The organism is Rhizobium sp. BK376, assembly GCF_004341625.1.
Lineage (GTDB): Bacteria > Pseudomonadota > Alphaproteobacteria > Rhizobiales > Rhizobiaceae > Rhizobium.
The window spans coordinates 1-19,035 of sequence record NZ_SLZG01000020.1 but is presented as its reverse complement, the minus strand read 5'-3'; the positions used below and the strand labels follow the sequence as shown (position 1 = coordinate 19,035).

Here is a 19,035-nt window from a genome sequence, read left to right as displayed (position 1 = left end):
TGAATGGACTTCAACAGATGCCGTCGGCCAAGACGCCGAGGGGATGAAGGGACCCCTGCGGCCCCCGCAAAACCCTCTTCAGCAGCACTGTCCACCGATCGCTGCCTGTTTCTCCGATCCTATGATCAAGATCAAAGCAGGCGAGCAGAACCCGCTCTACCCTCCTCGCGAGAGGCGACGGGCTTACATAGACGGGCCACATAATCGATGTCGCCATTGAACCCGAGGAACGATCATGAACGCTCTTGAGAAGCCGAACGCGGTGCTGACAAAGGACGAACTCCACAAGATAGACGCGTGGTGGCGAGCCGCAAACTACCTCAATGTCGGCCAGATCTATCTTGCCGCCAATCCTCTGCTTCGCGAAAAGCTTACGGTCGAGCACATCAAACCCAGGCTACTTGGACATTGGGGGACGTCGCCAGGCCTGAACCTCATCTATGTCCATATGAACCGGTTGATCAAGAAACTCGATCTCAATGCCATCTACATGGCAGGCCCCGGTCACGGTGGACCGGCAATGATCGCCAATGTCTATCTGGAAGGCAGCTATAGCGAATTCTATCCTGACGTGACCAGGGACCAAGCCGGCATGCTCCGGCTCTTCCGGCAGTTTTCGACGCCTGGCGGGGTTCCGAGCCATGTAAGCGTTCCAACCCCCGGTTCCATCCACGAAGGTGGCGAGCTCGGCTACGTGCTGGTGCATGCCTTCGGCGCGGTGATGGACAATCCCGATCTGATCGTCACCGCCGTGGTTGGTGACGGCGAATCCGAAACGGGCCCCCTTGCGGGAAGCTGGAAAAGCGTTGACTTCATCAATCCGGCCCGCGACGGCGCCGTTCTGCCGATCCTTCATCTGAATGGTTATAAGATCGCCGGGCCGACCGTCTGGGCCCGCCACAACGACAAGGACCTGGCGAGTTTTTTCGAAGGACAGGGTTATGAACCCCATTTCGTCGAGGGCAATATCCCGCAGGCCGTCCATCAGGACTTTGCTGGCACGCTTGAGGCCTGCATCGTCAAAATCCGCGAGATCCAGGCATCGGCCCGCAACGGTGCAATCGGCGCAAGACCCCGTTGGCCGCTCATCGTGCTGCGAACCCCCAAAGGCTGGACCGGCCCAAAGGTCGTCGACGGGCTTCCGATCGAGGGCACGTTCCGCGCGCATCAAGTTCCTGTGTCGGAAGTTCTGACAAAACCTCAGCATTTGCAGATCCTCGAGGACTGGATGCGCAGCTACCGGCCTGACGAACTTTTCGACGAAAACGGAACGTTCCGTCAAGAATACGCCGAACTTGCACCGGCCGGCGAACGTCGGATGGGCTCCAATCCCCATGCAAACGGCGGCAGGCTGACCGTGCCGCTCAACCTGCCTGACTTCAACAATTATGCCTTCAAGTCCACATATCGCGCGAAAGAGAGGCTGGGATCGACCGCGGTTCTCGGCGAATATCTCAGAGACATATACAGGGCCAATCCGCACAATTTCCGATTGTTCTGCCCGGATGAAACCAATTCGAACCGCCTCGGCGCCGTTTTTGAGGTTTCCGACCGTTGTCTTGTCAGCGAAATTCTGCCCGGCGACGATCACGTATCGCATGACGGGCGTGTGATGGAAGTGTTGAGTGAACACTGCTGCCACGGCTGGCTGGAAGGCTATACGCTGACGGGCCGTCACGGGCTTTTTGCAAGCTACGAGGCTTTCGCCATGATCGTCGATTCCATGTCGATGCAGCATGGAAAATGGATCGAGCATGCCAAACGCGTGCCATGGCGAGCCGACATCCCGTCACTCAACTACCTCCTCACCTCGACCTGCTGGCGAAACGATCACAACGGTTTCAGTCACCAGGGTCCCGGCTTCATCGACACGATCATTCACCGCAAGCCGACGGTCGCGCGGGTGTACCTTCCGCCGGATGCGAATTGCCTTTTGTCCATTGCAGACCATTGTTTCCAAAGTCGCAATTATCTTAACCTGATTGTCATCGACAAGCAGCCGCAACTGCAATGGCTGACGATGGACGAGGCCAAGGCCCACTGCGCGAAAGGCGCAGGCGTCTGGGACATGTACAGTAATGAGCCGGACGAACCTGACGTCGTTCTGGCCTGCGCCGGTGACATCCCGACCCAGGAAACGATCGCGGCTGCCTGGATGCTGCGCCAGTACGCGCCGAATATCAAAGTGCGGGTCGTCAACGTCGTCGACCTGATGCGGCTCTGCCCGGCAGACCGTCATTCGCATGGCATGAGCGACACCGATTTTACGGAAGTATTCACGGCCACCGCGCCTGTTGTCTTTGCTTTTCACGGATATCCTGGCGTGATCCATGATCTGCTGCATGGACGGCAGGCACATGATCGCTTTCACGTTCGCGGTTATCTCGAGGAGGGCACGACCACGACGCCCTTCGACATGGTTGTCCTAAACAAGATCAGCCGACTGCATCTGTGCCTGGATGTCCTGCGCTACGTGCCGAACATGCTGTTGAGCAATGCAGGACTTGCCGCTCGGTGCACTTCTCTTCTTGAACGGCATCATGCCTACATTTGCGACCGGTTCGACGATTTGCCGGAAATCAAGGAGTGGGTCTGGTCGGACTAAAAACGGACGGTTCGTTATCCGTGACGGTGGCGGCCGCAAGTCGCCGGCCCGACAGTTCCTCGTTCGACGTGACAAATCGCCGGTCGATCGGACTGTTAAGCGGTTGATGCCGTTCACCCTTTGAAACGAGCGGCGCAAAGGCGGCTCTTAGTCGGCCACCGATCCGGTGGTCTCGACGCCGATAAGTTTGGCAAGGGCCGCGGAAGCCAGTCGAACCCTCAAAGAATCGGCTCGGCTTGTAAGGATGATCGGAACGCGGGCTCCGAGCACGAGACCGGCGGCGTCGGCTCCTGCAAAGTAAATCAATTGCTTTGCCAGCATGTTGCCGGCTTCAAGGTTCGGGGCGACGAGGATATCCGCCCGGCCAACGACGGGAGATACGATTTCCTTTATCCGAGCGGCATCCGGATCGATGGCGCTGTCGAACGCGAGAGGACCATCCACCCTGGCGCCCGTGATCTGCCCGCGCAACGCCATAACCATCAGCGCTGCAGCCTCTATTGTCGCAGGCATCGACGGCTCTACCGTTTCTACGGCCGCAAGGACGGCGACGAGCGGCTCGGCAACTCCAACGCGGTGCATGAAGTCGATGGCGTTTTGGCAGATGTCTCGTTTTTCGATCAGCGTTGGAGCGATGTTGATCGCCGCGTCGGTGATGACCAGCAACTTGTCGTAGGACGGGACGTCCGCGACATAGACGTGGCTGATGCGGCGATCAGTCGTAATCCCCGAAGATTTCGCGACGATGGCACCGAGGAACTCGCTGCTGTGCAAACTCCCTTTCATCAAGGCCCGGGTCTTTCCATGCGCTGCCAGTTCGACTGCGCGAGCGGCCGCCGCATGACTATGCTCGGTCGGTTCGATCAGCATCCCTTCCAGGGATACACCCGCCTCCGCCGCTGCTGCGCGGATCTTCCTTTCAGGCCCGACAAGCAGCGGCGCGAGCAGATGTTCGTCGCGAGCCTCCACCGCAGCCAGAATTGCCTGGGGGCTGCAGGGATGCACGACCGCCGTCGGCAACGGGGGCGTACACCTTGCGCGGACCATGAACGGATTGAACCGACCGGGTGCGATCGGACGAGCTTCGCAAGGATCGGCAGCCCGCAACGATTCGCTCGTGAGTGGCGGCAAATCCTGGCTACCTGCTGGCGCGCGCATCCACCCCTCCGGATCTCTGTCACCGCACCATCGCGGAGACGGGTAGTCAATGATGCTCATATCAGGAGGGCTGATTCATTGACCGGCATCAATCCCTTGGAAATTGGCAAGGCCTTCGCCGGGGGGGGGTGAATTCCAGGGCGGATGGACGGACGAGAGGGGCTCAGCCTCGGGTGCGCCTTTGATCAATGCCAATGCAAGGCCCGCCTAGGAGCAGCAAGGATTGCTTGATATTTGATGATGCGACAATGGGCCCCGGGGGCTAATCGTGCCGGGAGTTTCGTCGTTGGTCGGAGAAGATCGACATGAGAATGCTAGAGGAGAGAAGACGAGCGTAGGAAGGCGCCGATATCCTGCGTCATGAACGGTCTTTCCTGGTGAAGGCTCGTCGAGATCGCGAGCCGGCGGGACGGTCGCCACGAAAATCGGTCGCACGGATGTCGAAGCCTACGTAAACGAGGTCGAGAAGATCGGTCTTGAACATGGTGATACACGCCTCGTTGAAAAGATCGTAGCGGACTTTGCCGCGGCCGATCAGGCGGTCAGCGAGACGGACCTTCGCAAGAAAATGCATGACTTGCTGTATACGGCAGCCGAAGAGACCGAGCGGGAAACCCCAGCAGGGGGATCCGGTCTTCGACCTGAGCCCCGACACCTGAGCCCCGACACCCGAGCCCCGACCGGCCTTTGCTCGGTAAGCAGAGTACGTGTGTCCGGTTTGAAAAGCATCCATCGCCTTGGCCGAACCGACGCGCCGACTGCGACGACGCGACGAAACGGCGATGGCGCGAGACATTTGGCGCAAGTCATTGGAAGCTGCTTTGGTTCGCACCAGCCACCCACCTGGAAGGAAAATCCGCGGACAATCGGTCGGTCTCGGGCCCGGCTCGTCAACGAATTAGACGTTATCTTCGCTTATCTCGCTATATTGAGCGAAGTGGCGCTCGCGACCCGGGGATTGAACGCCGCCGGTACCACCTGGGTGGCATCATCGGAGCAAGACTGTGCCTCCTTCATCTTACCTGCCCGAGCATCTGCTCCGAGCATCTGCGATGCCGTCAGTGTAGCACAGAAGCTCCTTACGCTCCCGTTTCGCGTTCTCATGGTGCCTGGAGCGAGCGCTCGACGCGACCGCCTCCCGCGCCTCCACCGGGTGACTTGAACAGGAGCACGCCCACAACAGTCCCGATCATGATGATCAGGATGACCAGTACAAGTCTCGATATGATCGCATCGAAGATCTTCACAATCATCGCGGTCAAAATCTTGGGGCTGCCGAAGTCGTCGCGAATATTCATGAGTCGCTCCGCCATCAAAATTGCCGGGTCCTGCGAGAGTGGATTGTCGTGCTAGAGGCTGACGCGGCTCCCTACCGGACCTGCGATCCTAATCATGTTCACGACCCCACCGACCCCTCGAACGCTTTCTGCCGCCACTCTTGCGGCTTCGCGTTCGAGTTCCGATCCGGCCTCACCACGCAAGGTGACGATACCTTTCGAAACAGTTGTCGCCACGCTGGCGGGCGAGATTTCCAGCTCCGCTTCCAGACGGCTGCGCACGGCGGTCTTCAGAGCCTCGTCGCCGGCGGCGGTGCAATCGGCGGGAATTTCGAGAAGGGCGCGCATCAAATCACGGCGGCTGATCATCCCCACGAGCCTTCCGCCATCTAAGACCGGCACATGCTTGATCCCGTGCGCCTGCAGGAGCTCAGCAAGCTGGCTTGCCGTGGCGGTCGGCGTGGCGCTGACAACGGGGGTCGTCATGACGTCCTTGATACGCCAGCTTCGCGCCTTGACGTAGTTCGCCAGCGCGTCGTCCCGGTCGCGACTATGTGGCACCGCACGCCTCGACCACGAAGATGCGACACGGCGCAGCAGGTCGCCTTCACTGACAATGCCGGTCACCCTTCCTTCATGATCGACGACGGGAACGGCGCCGATCTTGCTCGCATTGACGATCTCGATTGCTTCCCTGACGTTGTGCCCCTCGTCGATCGTCTCACAGGCATTGTCATGATATCTCTCGCCAGCATCGGCTCGCCTCCATTGATGGTGAGCCGATCAGACGCTCGATGCAAAATGCCTGCGTTGATATGAATCAAGAGCGCCGCAGAATTCTTGGACTTAAAGCTTGTTCGAAATCGGGATGCTTTCTTGGCCGGCAACCCCTTGACGTTTCAGGGCACTCGCTTTTTGCGGTTGGGCTGGTTTCAGCTCAATTCCCTCCCCGTCGTCGCGTCGATTCCCTCTGCTTGGCATTGGCAAGATCATCGGCAGGAGACAGATTGATCGAGCGCAATGCGTGGGTCTCCTCAAGAGGCAAGATAGCGCAGTTTTATCTCGGGAGGCCAGCATGAAGCCCCAATTCCATCTTCCCTTGTCGACCTATCCCGACCCCAGCTCCTTCACCATCGTCGACAACGCGATTGATCTTGCCCGTCAGCACGGTGCCGACCTTGTAGCAAGCATACCGAAGGTGCGGGTACCGCCGATCCACCAGCCTTTTCCGACTGCGATCGACTTCGACAAATGGCGGGCGGAGGGGGAAGGATATAGCCTGCGCAGCGGATCGTCGCTGAAAGAGCATATAAGCTCTGCGGCCTCGCAGACCGGCATGGAGGTTCGGATCCATAGTTTCGAGGCGCAGGACGCGAGCGTGCACGACATGCTTTCCGAAATTTCCAGAGTTCACGATCTGTCGATCGTGGAGGCGTCGGAAATCACCCGCAATCTTTCCGAAGCACTTCTGTTTGGGAGCGGACGACCACTTGTGCTATATCCGGTTTCCAATGTTTGCGGTCGCGTAGATACCGTTGCAATCGCCTGGGACGGAAGCGCTGCTGCGGCGCGTGCGATCTCGAGCGCACGCCTGTTCATCGATCGAGCAATCAAGGTGCAGGTGGTCTCCGTTACCGACGATAAGCCGATTGACGAAGGTAACCGCGCGCTTTTGATTGCCGGCCTGGAACATTCAGGATTGACGGTGGAAGACGTGCGTATCCATGCCCGCGCAGACACGCCCGCCGCTGCCATCCAATCGGCAGCGCTTGAACGGAACGCGGACATCCTGGTCGCCGGTGGCTTCGGCCATTCCCGCTTTCGTGAATTCATCCTCGGAGGTGTCACCCGCGAACTGCTCGCCAAGTGCGAGCTGCCGGTCCTTCTTGCCCACTAGCCTGATTGATTGACGCAGACGCCTTCGGGGCCTGAGTGGCAGGGTTGTTCGGCGCAACAGGGCAGGAATTCTTATCCTAGCGACGTCCGGAAAACCGATAAGTCAAGCGAGCGACCGGGCGCAGCTGATGCAGAATGCAGTATAAGGAACGGCAGCAAGACGATCCTTGCCAATCTCTTCATGGCACTTCGCGCACCTCCCGTAGGCGCCGTTATCCAATCTTTCCAGTGCTGCGTCGATTGCGGCAATCTGCTCGGCCGCTTCGGCCTGCATGCGACGAAGAACTTCATCATTCTCAACCTGTGTGGCGCGCTCCTGGCTGTCAGGCTCGAGCAAGACACGCAGATCGGCGTCGATCGCGGCAAGACGCCGGTCAAGATCTGCTCTCATGCCGCTCAACGTCGCTCGCGTTGCCTTGGTGTCCATTGTCGCTTTCCTTTTTTGGTTGGTTCGGGATTGGGCTGCTGCTCTGCCGCGGGAGAATGAGCGTTTCATTAGGCTGAGCCGGACGCTTTGATCCTGCTCAAACTTCGAAGCCCTGAATACTTCTATGGATAGCATATCGTTTTCCCGTCGGTCGGACAGAGCCAACTCTTCGGGCGGGTCGCGAAAACGCCAATGGTCTGCGCACCATAATGTTCAGCGACCCGGGGCGCCCCTTACCAGCCCGAGGTGCGCTCGATCCGAAAGGCTGTTCATTCTATGATGGATTTCCCATCCGGCCCGAGATACCGAGTGCGCAAGCCGTGGTCGCGTACGCGGTTTAAGAAACTGTTCACGTCCGTCAGCGAGAAGGGCCTTTCGCCTTCAAGATCGAGGATCGAATTTCCTCTTGCCCATAATCTGCCTTGCGGCGTCAGAGGTTTGAGGTGCCAGATCCCCGCGTCGTCGGTGTATAGCTCGAAGTCGGCTCTTTTGGATGGGTCGGCAGTCTCGGAAGGTTCGCTCCATCCTGGCCCGTCCGGCTCTGGCGCTTCGACGAAAATACCCTCGGCGGCGCAAAGCTCGCCACGCACCTGTTCCAAAATCGAAAAGCCAGCCATCGAATCCTCCATTGCATCTTGGACAACGATGATGAAAACCGAAGATTGATGGGCTTGCCTTGATGCGGATCAAGTTTGTGCCGGTCCGATTACGACAAAACCGGCACAAGCATTGCCGGCACGGTCTGAGGAGGCTTCGAGTAGTCGCAAAGGCGATCCTTCCTGTAACTGTTGTTCGAGCTGAGAACCTGCTGGCAGATATGGCGGTGCTCAATGCCGGCTGAGAAGAGATCTCCCCCCGATCTCAAACCGGTGGCCTTTTGAGCTTCACTGGGCCGGTGAAGCTCGGTCGCACGACTGTGGACGTTTTCGGGCTGAACGGGCTGGTTGTCATCCGCACGCGAAGGCTTGGATCAAACGGTGCCGACGTCCTCATCCCGGCTCCCGGCAATCAGCGCCCCGGACTTTATATCGTCCGCTTTACCGCATATTCGTCCCGGGGGACCCTCGATCGCAAGTCCCTCGGCGGTCCAAATTTCTGACCGGCCGTCGCTCGATACCGAGCTGGCTCACGGCGGAAGCTTTGGAAAATAGATATCGGCGGCGACCGTCGTGCTTGCTTGCCTCGTCGTTCTTGAGGGAGAGCCGCTAGGAAACGGCCAACTGCCTGCGTCGAGAGCGTGAACAAGGGTTGACTTAAGTCAATGTCGCCCGGCCTTTAAGATGTGAGCCTCAAAATGACAAGCGCCCGTGCTTGTCTCTGGCCTGCCCGGCCAGGAGAGGCCCGTATCCTGGGGACCGTGCGGGCCTCTCATCCACCCTCGCGCCATGTCCTTGCCTCCGCGATTCGCGCTAATGATTGTTCTTGGGGTCAGGTTGCGGCCATGTCCCGTAGCAAACGGCTGCAGGGTGCTCACGGCGAGCCGTTGGTGTCATCTGCGAAAAAAAGTCGAAGTCAGCGGCTTCTTCCAAATAGCCTGCACACCAAAGCTCCAAACTCTGACCGCGCAATCAAAGATGCCAGACTGGCGATGCATACGGTTTTGCACACGCGACCCTGATGGGCACCGATCATGCGACGAGCCATTGATCCTCGTCAACGACATCCTCTTCTGCCGCCTTATTCTGGAACGGTCGACAGAGATTGAAGGAGAAGATCATGGACGACATCGCTTTGAGGCAGAACATTCTCGACGCCCTCGAATATGAACCGAGCCTGGATGCCGCGGATATCGGTGTCACTTCGGATAATGGCATCGTCACGCTCACGGGGCGCGTTCAAACCTATGCCGAAAAAGAGAACGCCGAACGCATCGTCAAGCGCATTAAGGGCGTGCGCGGGATCGTTCAGGGGATAGACGTCCGTATTTATGGTGCGAAGCCCACAGATGATGATGACATAGCGCGACGCGCTGCCAACATGATCGACTGGAACGTCTCCATTCCAAGCGGCGCCGTGCAAGTCCGGGTCATCAAAGGCTGGATCACGCTCAGTGGGAAGGTCGCCTGGCAGTTTCAGAAGTCGGCTGCGTCCGACGCCATGCGTCACCTTGATGGCGTGATCGGCGTTTCCAATCTGATCGATGTGATGCCGCGCGCCACCACCGGCGATGTAAAAGCGCGTATAGAGAAGGCTTTGGAGCGCGACGCGGAACTGGAAGCCCAGGCTATCGGGGTAGACGTCTCCGGTGGGAAGGTCACCCTGAGGGGCAAAGTCAGGACCTGGTCCGAACGCCAGGCCGCCGAGCGCGCCGCATGGTCGGCCAAGGGCGTGACGGCTCTGGACGACCAGCTCTCAATCGGCTGACAGTCAGCCTTGGAACAAGGCGGGGACGGCACCGCCTTCTCGCTTTCGACAGGAGATGTCACCATGACCTCAGACACGTCTCGAAACAGTGAAGCGCTTCTGGCCGGCGCAGGGTATCCGCCGCCCTCTCCCGCAGAATCCGCCGGTGATTTTCAACTTGACCGGTCCAGCAACGACAGTTGGCGCATTACCGCTATGTCGGAACGCGCCCGCCAATGGATCAAGCGAGAATTCTGCGGCCCGCTTTGTCAATGTCTCAACGACAGCTTCGTCGTCGACATGCTGAGCGCCGATCGCTTTCTCAAGCAGGCTCATGCGATGGGCTTTCGAACGGAATATATCGGCCCTCATGGCAAGATTGTACTGAGGCGAACGCACACGGTTACCGTATCTTTTTCGCCCGAACGTTTCCATGTGGCGCCGGCGAATCTATTGCCGAGAGGCGGATGAGATCCGAATATCGTGCCGCCCGCCCGGCGCGATTGCGCCTATCGACGTGAGCTTGGTAAAGGTCCTTGAAACGGTCTCCACCGTCAATCCGAGGCAATGAGGTAATCGGGATATCCGCGCGCGTCATCGGCAGATGAAGGAGAGACTAGGGGCTGCGCCGTCAGACGAACCCCGTTGCGCTGCTTCAGAAGGAAGCGACAGAGGCGCTCTTCGGCAACTTGCAGGACAGCAACACTATCTGGTCCGGAGCGACGGCCACCTCGTCGCAAAGCCGCGATGGGACGTCGGCGCGCAGATGCCGAGCGGCGGAAAGTTCGTCTTCGAACGTACTCTTTCCCATCCGTCGATAGGTGACATCCGTCACCGCCTCACGGCAGCTGGTCGAGGTGGTGAAGCTCGCGGAACAGCAATCGGACCGGGCGCTCCGGTCCTGTGTCCGGCGCAATCCCGCCCGATGTCGACGAGGGAGGAATCTTCCCCTCCCCCACTTCGTCTCAGATGATTTGAAGATGACTGTCGACGACGGAAACGCCCGGCACAGACCATGCGGCCTGTTCCGCAAGTGCTTTTTCGCTCCAGGTTCGCACGCCTCCCTTGAGCACAACCGTCTTGTCGGCGACGTCGATTTCTATCCCGTCGAGCTCGCTTTCTGCGCGACGGCGAAGCGCCTGCTCTATCTTGCCCTTGACGTCGGCTGCGGTCGGCTGCGGCCGGATCGTCAGAAGGTTGATGACGCCAGATACGCCACTCAGCTTCTGGACAGCGTTCTGAGCTGCCATCCGCTGGAAATGCCACCGAACTTCGCCGGAGAGCGTGACCCACCCTTTCTGAACCTTGACTTCGATCGCGCCTTCGGGAAGCGCCGTATCCCATGCGATAATGTCGAGCGCGCGCGCCGCTATCTCGTCGTCGGCACGTTTCTTCTGCGCGGGAAGGCGAACCTCGATTTCCTCTGCGATGGCTCGAACGCCCTTGACGCGTTGGGCCGCCGTTTCGGCGGCCAATTTGTCGGCGTAATTTTTCACATGCCCGGACAAAGTGACGATGCCGTCATCGACCGACACCCCGATATTGGCAGCGTCGATCCTCGGGTCGAATTCCAGCTCGTCGAGGACGTCCTGGCGAATTTGAAGATCATTCATGTCTTCCTCCTGCGAAAAATTTGCTCGAGGCATTCGCCTCGAATGGATTTTGTGCCTTTGGCTGTCAGCGGCATTGAGCGTGGTCAAAGTCCGCGTTGAAGCCCACTCAATGCGCGAGAAAAAGCGGGAGCGTCGTGTCTTCCACCATCGATCGCGTGACGCCGCCAAACAGTCGTTGCTGCAGACGGGAATGATTGTAGGCGCCCATGACGACCATATCGGCGGATACGTCGATGGCGTGCTGGCGAAGTACCTCCTCGACCCGCTTGCCGCCGCTGGCGACGCGGTCGACGTCGGTCTTGACGCCATGCCTTGCCAGGAATGTTGCGATATCGGCGCCAGGTTCTTCGCCATTGGCCGCTCGCGATGCCAGCGGGTCGACCAGCGTCACATGAACGGACTCCGCCTGTTTCAGAAACTCCATCGACTGACGTGCAGCCCGTGCAGCCTCGTCGCTGGAGTCCCAGGCGAGCAGGATGGAACGGGGCGACAGTTCCACAACATGTCTTTTGGGATTGATCAGGATCGGTGTTGGCGACTGAAATAGAGCGCCGTCGATGATTTTCCGGCGAAGTCCTTCATCCGCAGCCGCCTGCGCGCCGACAAGAACGAGGTCGGCATAAAGCGCCAGTTCAGCGATGTCTTCGTCCGCCCAGGCGAATTCCGTATACACCTCCTGGACCTCGTAGGATGTTTGGCTTCGCGCGAGCACAGCCTTTATTTCCTCCGACTTCTTGTAAAGACGATCCGCGGCCTCCTCCTGCAATTGCGCGCAGAGCGCCGAGACATCCTCATAGCGTCCCATCGGCGGCGGCGCTGCGTCCATCGAAATGAGCAATGCCACGAGGTGGGCTCCACGACTTTCACAGAAGGAAATCGCCCCTTTCAGGTCCTCTTCGAATTGATTGACGTCCAGCACGCACAAGACTGTTCTGATTGACATGCCCGGTTCCCCTCTTTTCTGAATAGGATCCCCAAAGCTTAAACGGTCCCCGCCGGCTTTCCTTGATCCTCATCAATGTGCGATGCGGCATTTGAGGTAGCGTCGAGACTGCAAAGGAGAATCCGATGGCGGAGCCGACGATTCATTTTCATGGCGCGGCCGGATCGGTGACGGGATCCTGTTTCGTGCTGGAACACGAGGGCACGCGGACGATGATTGACTGCGGCATGTTCCAGGGATCGAAGACCGAAAAGGAACTGAATTACCGGCCATTTGCCTTCGTCCCGCAGGCGATAGACAACGTCATACTGACACATGCTCATATCGACCACTCCGGCCTCATTCCCAAGCTGGTGAAGGCCGGCCTGCAGGCACCCATCTACGCCACTCAGGCAACGATAGACCTGTGCGGGATCATGCTTCAGGACTCCGCACACATACAGGAGTCCGAGGTCGAGCAACTGAACCGGCGCAATCGCCGGCGCCAGCGTGCGCAGCTAGAACCGATCTACACGGCTGAAGACGCACGCGTGGCGATGACGCAGTTCCGTGCTGTCGATTATGAGACGTGGCAGGAGCTTGCCGGAGGCCTTCGCTTCCGGTTCTGGGATGCCGGCCATCTCCTCGGCTCTGCCTCGATCGAGATCGAAATAACCGGGGCCGAAGCACCGATCCGGCTATTGTTCTCAGGCGATATCGGACCAAGACACAAACTGCTCGAAACCGCAGCCGTCGCACCACGGGGATTCGAATATGTGATCTGCGAAAGCACCTACGGGGACCGGGAGCGATCGGCGGTGTCGGACGCAGCGAGGCGAGCATTGTTGTGCGATATCGTCAGAAAGGCGCATCGGCGGAACGGCGCGCTGTTAATCCCGTCATTTGCCGTCGAACGAACTCAGGAACTGCTTGCCGATCTCAACGTCCTGATCGACGAGGGCAGTCTGCCCGCGTGTCCGATCATCATAGATTCACCGCTTGCGTCAAGGGCGACCGAGGTTTTCCAGCGCCATGCAGCAACCCTTGCCAACGGCAAACTGTTGGTCAAAGCCTTGAAGTCGAAGACCGTGCGTTTCACGGAGACGGCGGAGCAGTCGAAGGCGCTGGACCTGATGCGCGGCTTTCATATCGTCATTGCGGCAAGCGGCATGTGCGAGGCCGGACGAATCCGGCACCGAAATTGGTTCCGTTTCAACGGGTTCGCTCGTCTCGGAATATGGCGTGCCTGCCTTCCTACTGCGGAAAAAACCGCGTAGCGCGGGCCGAGGCAGGGGTCCAGAACCGCGCACGCGGGAAACAGGTTGTGCAACGTCCTGGATATCGGAGACGTGTCACCGATCAACCCCATCGACGAACATGCGGCCCTCAGAGATTCGGATAAAGCGTTGGCCTGCCGACAACGGTAGACTGCCAGAGGGTTACCCCAAGCGCGCCTCCCTTGGGGCCCACCCCGCCTTGATTTCGATCTTTCGGCGCTCTCGACCGTCCTCGGCAGGGCGGTTCAGGACGAAAGCTAGGTTGCCTCGATCTTGTCTTTTTCGGCTACGGACAGACGAGGGGCGCTTTTCCGAAACGTTTCGAAGGGTGCTCGCAAATCCAATGCTTGCCCTTCTCGAAGGACCCGTTCTTATAAGTCACGGATGTCGAAGGCGATCCGTGACGTGTACTTCGTCCGGTTGGGCACGGGGCCGCATGCTCTTCCTCTTAGCCGGACATTGGCAGGCTAATGATGAGGAACGTTAGGCCGACACCGATGAGGACGATTATGAATGGACCAGCTGTGCGGGCGATCAGTTTTAACATGGTCTGTTCCAAGCGATTGCCACGTGTTCCTTCACCGCCCCTTTTGTCGACGAGGCCTCGTTGATACCCTTGAGCGGACATATGATCCTCCCTTGCCAACCCAATGCTGATGCTCAGCGAGCCCGGCGGCGGTCCCTAATCATTGAGGCTCAAGCTTGCAGCGTCACGCTTACGGGCGCCTTACAGGAGTTTGGCGAGAGCGTGACGTCTTTCAATCGTGCCGGTTCGGCCTTGTTCTGAGCGCTCGGCGAGGGATCAGCTTGATGCCATTGGCCAGACATCGACGTCCCATTATCCATTCAACGACGGTCTCCGCTCGCGATCGTACCCGATCAACAAAGACTTCAACATCGAAAGATCCGGCGCCGTTGAAGCTCACGCCCGGTTCATCAAGCAGTGCTAGGGACCGGGATAGTGCCCATTCAGCGGGCGATGAGAACTGCGGAGGCACGATGTATTCAAATCCAGGCAAAGAAGGCTACGCGGGACGACCGGTTGAACCGATGGACATGGTCGCGCCGCCCGAGCTCAAAGGTGTTGTTGTGCCGTTCCTCGCAAGCTGCCTTTGGCTCCTGATGATGTCGGCGTCCTTGATTGAAAGTTACGCTTATCGCTATGCCGGCGGTCTGTTGGTCTGTCTTGCGCTCTTTCGATACTGGAAGACCGAGAGAAAGCCGGCCATCAGCCGCACCGGGTGGATCTGCCTCGCCTGGGGCGGCTATGCCCTCATGCGATTCCTGGCGCAATTCGTCCTTCTTTCCGATCATCCGCTCGGGGACCATGACCTTTTGTTCCTCATGCCCCTCGCCTTTCCGCCCCTGGCATTGATATTCTTGCAATGCTGGTCGCAGATGGAGCGACTGATCACCATTCACTTCATCCTGGCCCTTGCCGTTCTCTTGTTCACAACCCGGTTCGGGGCGATTTTTAATGGCGAGACGATCCGGCCACTTATTCAGCATAATCAGATCCATGGCGCCGTCTGCTGCGGGATCCTGATGATCGGTTCCATCCTCTGGATGCTTCATTATCGAACCGGCGAACGCAGTTCACCGTGGATGGCGGCTTCTGCGTCGATCATTTGTCCCCTGATCGTCGCTGTCTGTCTTGTTGCGGTCTATGGGGCGAAATCCAAGGGGGTCTGGCTTTCACTCGGCCTCACTTTCCCCTTCGTCATCCTGGTCATCATGCGCCTGCTCAAATTCCAAAAAGGGTTACTTGCGCTCGCCGTCATTGTCGGGCTCCTCGCTATCGGGATCTACGGCGTTCGAGACAATATTGATCGAACGGCGGGCCCGACATTCTCCTCGACCATGGCGATGCTGGAAAGTTTTGGCGGGCATGACGGCGTCAGTTCGGCTGTCGCGCAAACGATCAAAGACGGCGCGACCCCCATCTCGATGGATGAACGCTTGCAGCTCTGGTCAAACGCCTGGCAACTGTTCTCGATGGCGCCGCTGTTCGGCTGGGGCAGCGAATGGCTGACGCTGTGGCCGCGGACGCATTATCAGGTCAATTACACGATCATGCACAATGGCTATCTCGAGATCCTCGTCCGCTACGGTGTCGTCGGCTTTGTAGCCTTCGCTGCCATGCTTGTCTCATCCTGCATATCGGTCTATCGCGCGGCATGCTTTCGCATCATTCCCGCTACAGCATTCAACGCATATTGGCTAATCCTGCTGTTTTTCGGCTTTACGATCCTTAGCAATTCCAACAACCGATTGGCGATAGGCGAGAGTCTCGCCCTTCTCAGTTCGGCGTTCGCCTTGGCCTGCGAAGCGAAGGTCCTTTCCGTTAATGGGAGCAAGAAGACTGGATGACGCAGATGGACGATCGATCGGCGATCTCTCCACCTCGACCTCCGGCATTCTTCAACGTCGAGTGGTCGACCTGAGGGGCCACCGAACACTTCCCCTTCCGGCTATCGTGGGGCGGATCGGCGGCTATTCACGTTAAATCGCCAAATGAGTTCGCAAACCTAAGGTCGAAGCTCGCCGAGGCGATTGCCGAGCGCTCGGTGTTTGGCGACAAATCACGGTTGCGCCTGGCAGACTCCGGCTAGACCGCTATGCCCAGGAGAGCGCCGATCCCTGCTGTTAGCGCCATGGCAAACACACCCCAGAAAGTCACACGCGCGCTGGCTTTCAAAATACTGGCACCCCCCGCTTTGGCGCCAATGGCGCCGAGAAGGGCCAGGGAGATCAACGATGCGATGGCGACAGCGTAGACCGCTGTCTGCGGGGACGAAAGGATGACGACCAGAAGCGGCAATGCCGCCCCGACCGCGAAGGTCACCGCCGAGGTCAAAGCCGCTTCGATCGGACGGGCCGCCATATGCTCGGCAATTCCGAGCTCATCCCGAGAATGGGCCTCCAGCGCGTTTTTGGCCGTCAGTTGTTCCGCGACCTTTCTCGCCAGGTCGTGAGTGAGACCTCGGCCGACATAAATATCTGTCAATTCCTCGAGCTCCGCCTCGGGCTGGGTCAGAAGCTCCCCACGCTCGCGCGCGAGATCAGCTTTCTCCGTGTCGGCCTGTGAGCTGACCGAGACAAATTCACCCGCTGCCATCGACATGGCGCCCGCGACCAAGCCTGCGACCCCCGCGATAAGCACCTGCGAAGTCCCCGCCGACGCCGATGCAACGCCCATGATGAGACTGGCCGTCGAGACGATACCGTCATTTGCGCCAAGGACGGCAGCCCGCAGCCAGCCAATGCGAGCAACGAGATGTCGTTCTGAATGCAATCTGCTCATCCATTTACCTCCCATCGCTGCGGGCTGCAAAAAAACTCGGCTACGCTTAACACAGAGGAACAGCCCAAGGTAGGACGCCTTCCTCGACGGGGTGTTCGCCCATCCGGCTTTTCGATCCCCGCCAAGTTGGGGTTCAGCCGGAGCCGAAGGCGAAAGATGAGCTCAGCCATAAGACTTTCGGGCAATTCTTTCATCAAAGAGAACAGATCGCCTTGCTTGGCTGCTATGGATCTTCATCGTGGACCCTGCCGCCCCAAGCAGTCACGCGGGCACGCTTGGACAGTCATCAAGGTTCTAGAATTCCGATAAAGGATGTAATCGACGACCACAAAGACGGGTGCCCCAAAGAGGCGATTGAGGATGTTCTTACATCCGCTGACTCGTGTGGCGAGCAGCATCCCGAACACGCCGCCGCCGATGAACTTCACAGCGAGCCACCAATCGACTACGTGGTCTAACGATGATGATGCTTGAAGCTTCGATCTTTGACGCATGTCAATTTGTCGCCTGCCGCGCGTGAGTGACCGACCGCAGAGCCATATCCATCGTGGCGGCCATAAGGCACGAATATGAGTTTGTTGATTTCCGCGCAGAACTGAGCCGACTCAGTTCTGCGCGGAATCAAAAGTCTGTGGGTCGATGGTCAAAGCTCTCTTCTCGTTGTTCCGCCCCTATCCGCGCTTGACGGAATCGCCCGGTTTTCGCCTGCCGACCTCTGCGCTCGTCCGCGATGACGTTCCAAGCAGTAGAAGATTGTCTTCGACAAACTGGGGCACGCGGCACATCCGTTTCATCAGGCCATTGCGGATAACGAAAATGATGCCCGAACCACTTTTCAGAAGTCGGATCCCCCGGCAGATCCGGTGCGTTTCGTAGCGCCAGAACGGATCTCGGAGGGCAGGTTACCCATCACTTCCGGACGCTATACTTTGCTCGTGAACCAGACTGTCGGCGTCCCAACCACTCCTCCATTCCGCATCGCCTCTCCTAACTCTTCCAACTTTGTGAAGGCCTGAGCAGCCTCTAGAGTCGCGAATTCATGGGTCACGGTAACGTCATTGGGGTTGTCGATGGCTTGATACACTGCCTCCGCTGTTACGCCGTTCGCCTTCTGGATCGCAGAAAACGTGTCGTAGACTTTCCGCCAAGTCCTGTAGTCCGAGACAGCGTGCCTCACGAATAATGTCGTCATGTCATCCTCCCAGTAGCTATTCATATCGCCATTCTGACGTTCGAAGTAGCGTTCACGAAGCGGAATTCTGTAGTTTCCCGTTAAGATTGAGCAAGGATCACTAGGGTCTCCGGCAGCACTCCGTCATACTCCATCGCATCCGCAGCTTCCTTGGTCTTCATAAACTCAGCCAAGCGGCCCATGTCGGCAACCTCCATGACCAAGCCAACTCTTTTCGACGCTTGCGGATCGACAAACGTGCGAATATTTGTACAGCCAATGGGTTCGAAAATCTCTTTGCGGCGCGGTGAAGCGAGCCAGTGATTGACGTCTTTGACATCATGGTAGGCCAATATGGTAGGCATCACTTCCTCCTCTTGTGGCCCCCCGAAATGAAGGGCGAACAGAACATTACGCCCCGCTTGGCCCCAATAAAATTACCCGGATGGGCGGGGCGCTTCGTGCACCTACCCGTCGATAAAGGTGACCGACCGACAGTAAAGGTACAAACTACCTATCTGCGTTCAATCCGGACCATCAGGGCATATTTCTTTTGCTGTAAACTTGGCGACGGAAGTGGACTGAAGCAGTCGCGATATGGCTGGTGTTTCTTGCTGCGCCCAGGGTGGCCTGGGAAGCGTCACGGCTATGATAGGGTTGCATACGTTCGTGCAAAGCCTTCAACGGCCATTTTCGTTGAGGGCGGGGGTCCCTAGTCAACCTTCATTCAAGCGTCTTTGAGCTGCCCGTCATCGCTCTGGCTGTTGAAAATTTATGCGGGAAAAAACTTCTAGTTGAAACTCACTGCGTTTTATTACAGATTGTGCGATTAATGGGATTAAGTCCTTGCCTCTTTCCGAGGCAGAGCGCAGGCGGGTTCGTGCGTAGTTGCACTGTGCTGTTGTAAAACAAGGAGACGGCGCAGTGAGTGTAAAGCTACCCAATCCCATCGACGAGCTGGGATTTGTGCCACTATCAAAGACCGGCGCCGAACTGCTGTTCGAGCTGATCTCCCAGCGTTACGAGCGCGGCGCCACCTTGA

General features: G+C 58.3%; 16 protein-coding genes and 4 pseudogenes. 7 read left to right on the top strand and 13 right to left on the bottom strand.

Annotation, left to right across the window (positions count from 1 at the left end; genetic code table 11):
- Positions 1 to 235 precede the first annotated feature (235 nt).
- Complete coding sequence (locus EV561_RS29005; RefSeq protein WP_132527018.1) at positions 236 to 2,605, top strand: phosphoketolase family protein; 2,370 nt, start codon at positions 236 to 238, stop codon at positions 2,603 to 2,605.
- Positions 2,606 to 2,752: 147 nt separating this feature from the next.
- On the opposite strand, the pseudogene EV561_RS29000 reads toward EV561_RS29005, so the two are convergent.
- The 4 genes and pseudogenes from EV561_RS29000 to EV561_RS28985 all read right to left on the bottom strand — a co-directional run.
- Positions 2,753 to 3,616 (bottom strand): annotated as a pseudogene (locus tag EV561_RS29000) (bifunctional enoyl-CoA hydratase/phosphate acetyltransferase); the annotation flags it as partial.
- 505 nt (positions 3,617 to 4,121) lie between these two features.
- Positions 4,122 to 4,337 carry a hypothetical protein gene (locus EV561_RS38040; protein WP_245513032.1) on the bottom strand — a complete coding sequence of 72 codons (216 nt, stop codon included), beginning with the start codon at positions 4,335 to 4,337 and terminating at the stop codon, positions 4,122 to 4,124.
- Positions 4,338 to 4,863: 526 nt separating this feature from the next.
- Complete coding sequence (locus tag EV561_RS28990; protein WP_132527014.1) at positions 4,864 to 5,061, bottom strand: hypothetical protein; 198 nt, start codon at positions 5,059 to 5,061, stop codon at positions 4,864 to 4,866.
- A 51-nt stretch (positions 5,062 to 5,112) separates the two neighbouring features.
- Positions 5,113 to 5,667, bottom strand: a complete 555-nt coding sequence (locus tag EV561_RS28985) for a CBS domain-containing protein (protein WP_245513030.1) — start codon at positions 5,665 to 5,667, stop codon at positions 5,113 to 5,115.
- A gap of 448 nt (positions 5,668 to 6,115) precedes the next feature.
- Between EV561_RS28985 and EV561_RS28980 the strand changes: the two genes are divergently transcribed.
- Positions 6,116 to 6,937 carry a universal stress protein gene (locus tag EV561_RS28980; RefSeq protein WP_132527012.1) on the top strand — a complete coding sequence of 274 codons (822 nt, stop codon included), beginning with the start codon at positions 6,116 to 6,118 and terminating at the stop codon, positions 6,935 to 6,937.
- 102 nt (positions 6,938 to 7,039) lie between these two features.
- Here EV561_RS28980 and EV561_RS28975 read toward each other — a convergent pair whose 3' ends face one another.
- Both EV561_RS28975 and EV561_RS28970 read right to left on the bottom strand, forming a co-directional pair.
- Positions 7,040 to 7,363, bottom strand: a complete 324-nt coding sequence (locus EV561_RS28975; RefSeq protein WP_132527010.1) for a TraR/DksA C4-type zinc finger protein — start codon at positions 7,361 to 7,363, stop codon at positions 7,040 to 7,042.
- 269 nt (positions 7,364 to 7,632) lie between these two features.
- Positions 7,633 to 7,980, bottom strand: a complete 348-nt coding sequence (locus tag EV561_RS28970) for a hypothetical protein (RefSeq protein ID WP_132527008.1) — start codon at positions 7,978 to 7,980, stop codon at positions 7,633 to 7,635.
- Between the two features lie 1,099 nt (positions 7,981 to 9,079).
- Here EV561_RS28970 and EV561_RS28965 point away from each other — a divergent pair.
- Positions 9,080 to 9,727 carry a BON domain-containing protein gene (locus tag EV561_RS28965; RefSeq protein WP_132527006.1) on the top strand — a complete coding sequence of 216 codons (648 nt, stop codon included), beginning with the start codon at positions 9,080 to 9,082 and terminating at the stop codon, positions 9,725 to 9,727.
- Positions 9,728 to 9,790: 63 nt separating this feature from the next.
- The gene (locus tag EV561_RS28960; RefSeq protein WP_207910612.1) at positions 9,791 to 10,177 is read left to right on the top strand and encodes a hypothetical protein; all 387 of its coding nucleotides are present in this window, start codon (positions 9,791 to 9,793) and stop codon (positions 10,175 to 10,177) included.
- Between the two features lie 494 nt (positions 10,178 to 10,671).
- Here the strand turns inward: EV561_RS28960 and EV561_RS28950 are convergent, their stop codons facing one another.
- Together EV561_RS28950 and EV561_RS28945 are read right to left on the bottom strand one after the other, a co-directional pair.
- Complete coding sequence (locus EV561_RS28950; RefSeq protein ID WP_132527004.1) at positions 10,672 to 11,319, bottom strand: BON domain-containing protein; 648 nt, start codon at positions 11,317 to 11,319, stop codon at positions 10,672 to 10,674.
- A gap of 106 nt (positions 11,320 to 11,425) precedes the next feature.
- The gene (locus tag EV561_RS28945) at positions 11,426 to 12,262 is read right to left on the bottom strand and encodes a universal stress protein (RefSeq protein ID WP_132527002.1); all 837 of its coding nucleotides are present in this window, start codon (positions 12,260 to 12,262) and stop codon (positions 11,426 to 11,428) included.
- A gap of 125 nt (positions 12,263 to 12,387) precedes the next feature.
- On the opposite strand from EV561_RS28945, the pseudogene EV561_RS28940 reads away from it, so the two are divergent.
- Positions 12,388 to 13,446, top strand: a pseudogene (locus EV561_RS28940) (MBL fold metallo-hydrolase); the annotation flags it as partial.
- A 1,077-nt stretch (positions 13,447 to 14,523) separates the two neighbouring features.
- On the opposite strand, the gene EV561_RS37655 reads toward EV561_RS28940, so the two are convergent.
- Complete coding sequence (locus EV561_RS37655; protein ID WP_207910611.1) at positions 14,524 to 15,039, bottom strand: hypothetical protein; 516 nt, start codon at positions 15,037 to 15,039, stop codon at positions 14,524 to 14,526.
- A 24-nt stretch (positions 15,040 to 15,063) separates the two neighbouring features.
- Between EV561_RS37655 and EV561_RS37650 the strand changes: the two genes are divergently transcribed.
- Entirely contained in the window at positions 15,064 to 15,888 is an 825-nt protein-coding gene (locus EV561_RS37650; RefSeq protein ID WP_207910610.1) for an O-antigen ligase family protein, read from the top strand.
- Between the two features lie 238 nt (positions 15,889 to 16,126).
- On the opposite strand, the gene EV561_RS28930 is transcribed toward EV561_RS37650, so the two are convergent.
- The 4 genes and pseudogenes from EV561_RS28930 to EV561_RS28915 form a co-directional block, all read right to left on the bottom strand.
- Positions 16,127 to 16,822, bottom strand: a complete 696-nt coding sequence (locus tag EV561_RS28930; protein ID WP_132526996.1) for a VIT family protein — start codon at positions 16,820 to 16,822, stop codon at positions 16,127 to 16,129.
- A 233-nt stretch (positions 16,823 to 17,055) separates the two neighbouring features.
- Positions 17,056 to 17,289: pseudogene (locus EV561_RS38030) on the bottom strand (hypothetical protein); the annotation flags it as partial.
- A gap of 455 nt (positions 17,290 to 17,744) precedes the next feature.
- Complete coding sequence (locus tag EV561_RS28920) at positions 17,745 to 18,014, bottom strand: cyclase (protein ID WP_132526994.1); 270 nt, start codon at positions 18,012 to 18,014, stop codon at positions 17,745 to 17,747.
- Positions 18,015 to 18,094: 80 nt separating this feature from the next.
- Positions 18,095 to 18,358, bottom strand: coding sequence for a hypothetical protein (locus tag EV561_RS28915; RefSeq protein WP_132526992.1), 264 nt, complete (start codon positions 18,356 to 18,358; stop codon positions 18,095 to 18,097).
- Between the two features lie 583 nt (positions 18,359 to 18,941).
- Here EV561_RS28915 and EV561_RS28910 point away from each other — a divergent pair.
- Positions 18,942 to 19,035, top strand: a pseudogene (locus EV561_RS28910) (ATP-binding protein); the annotation flags it as partial.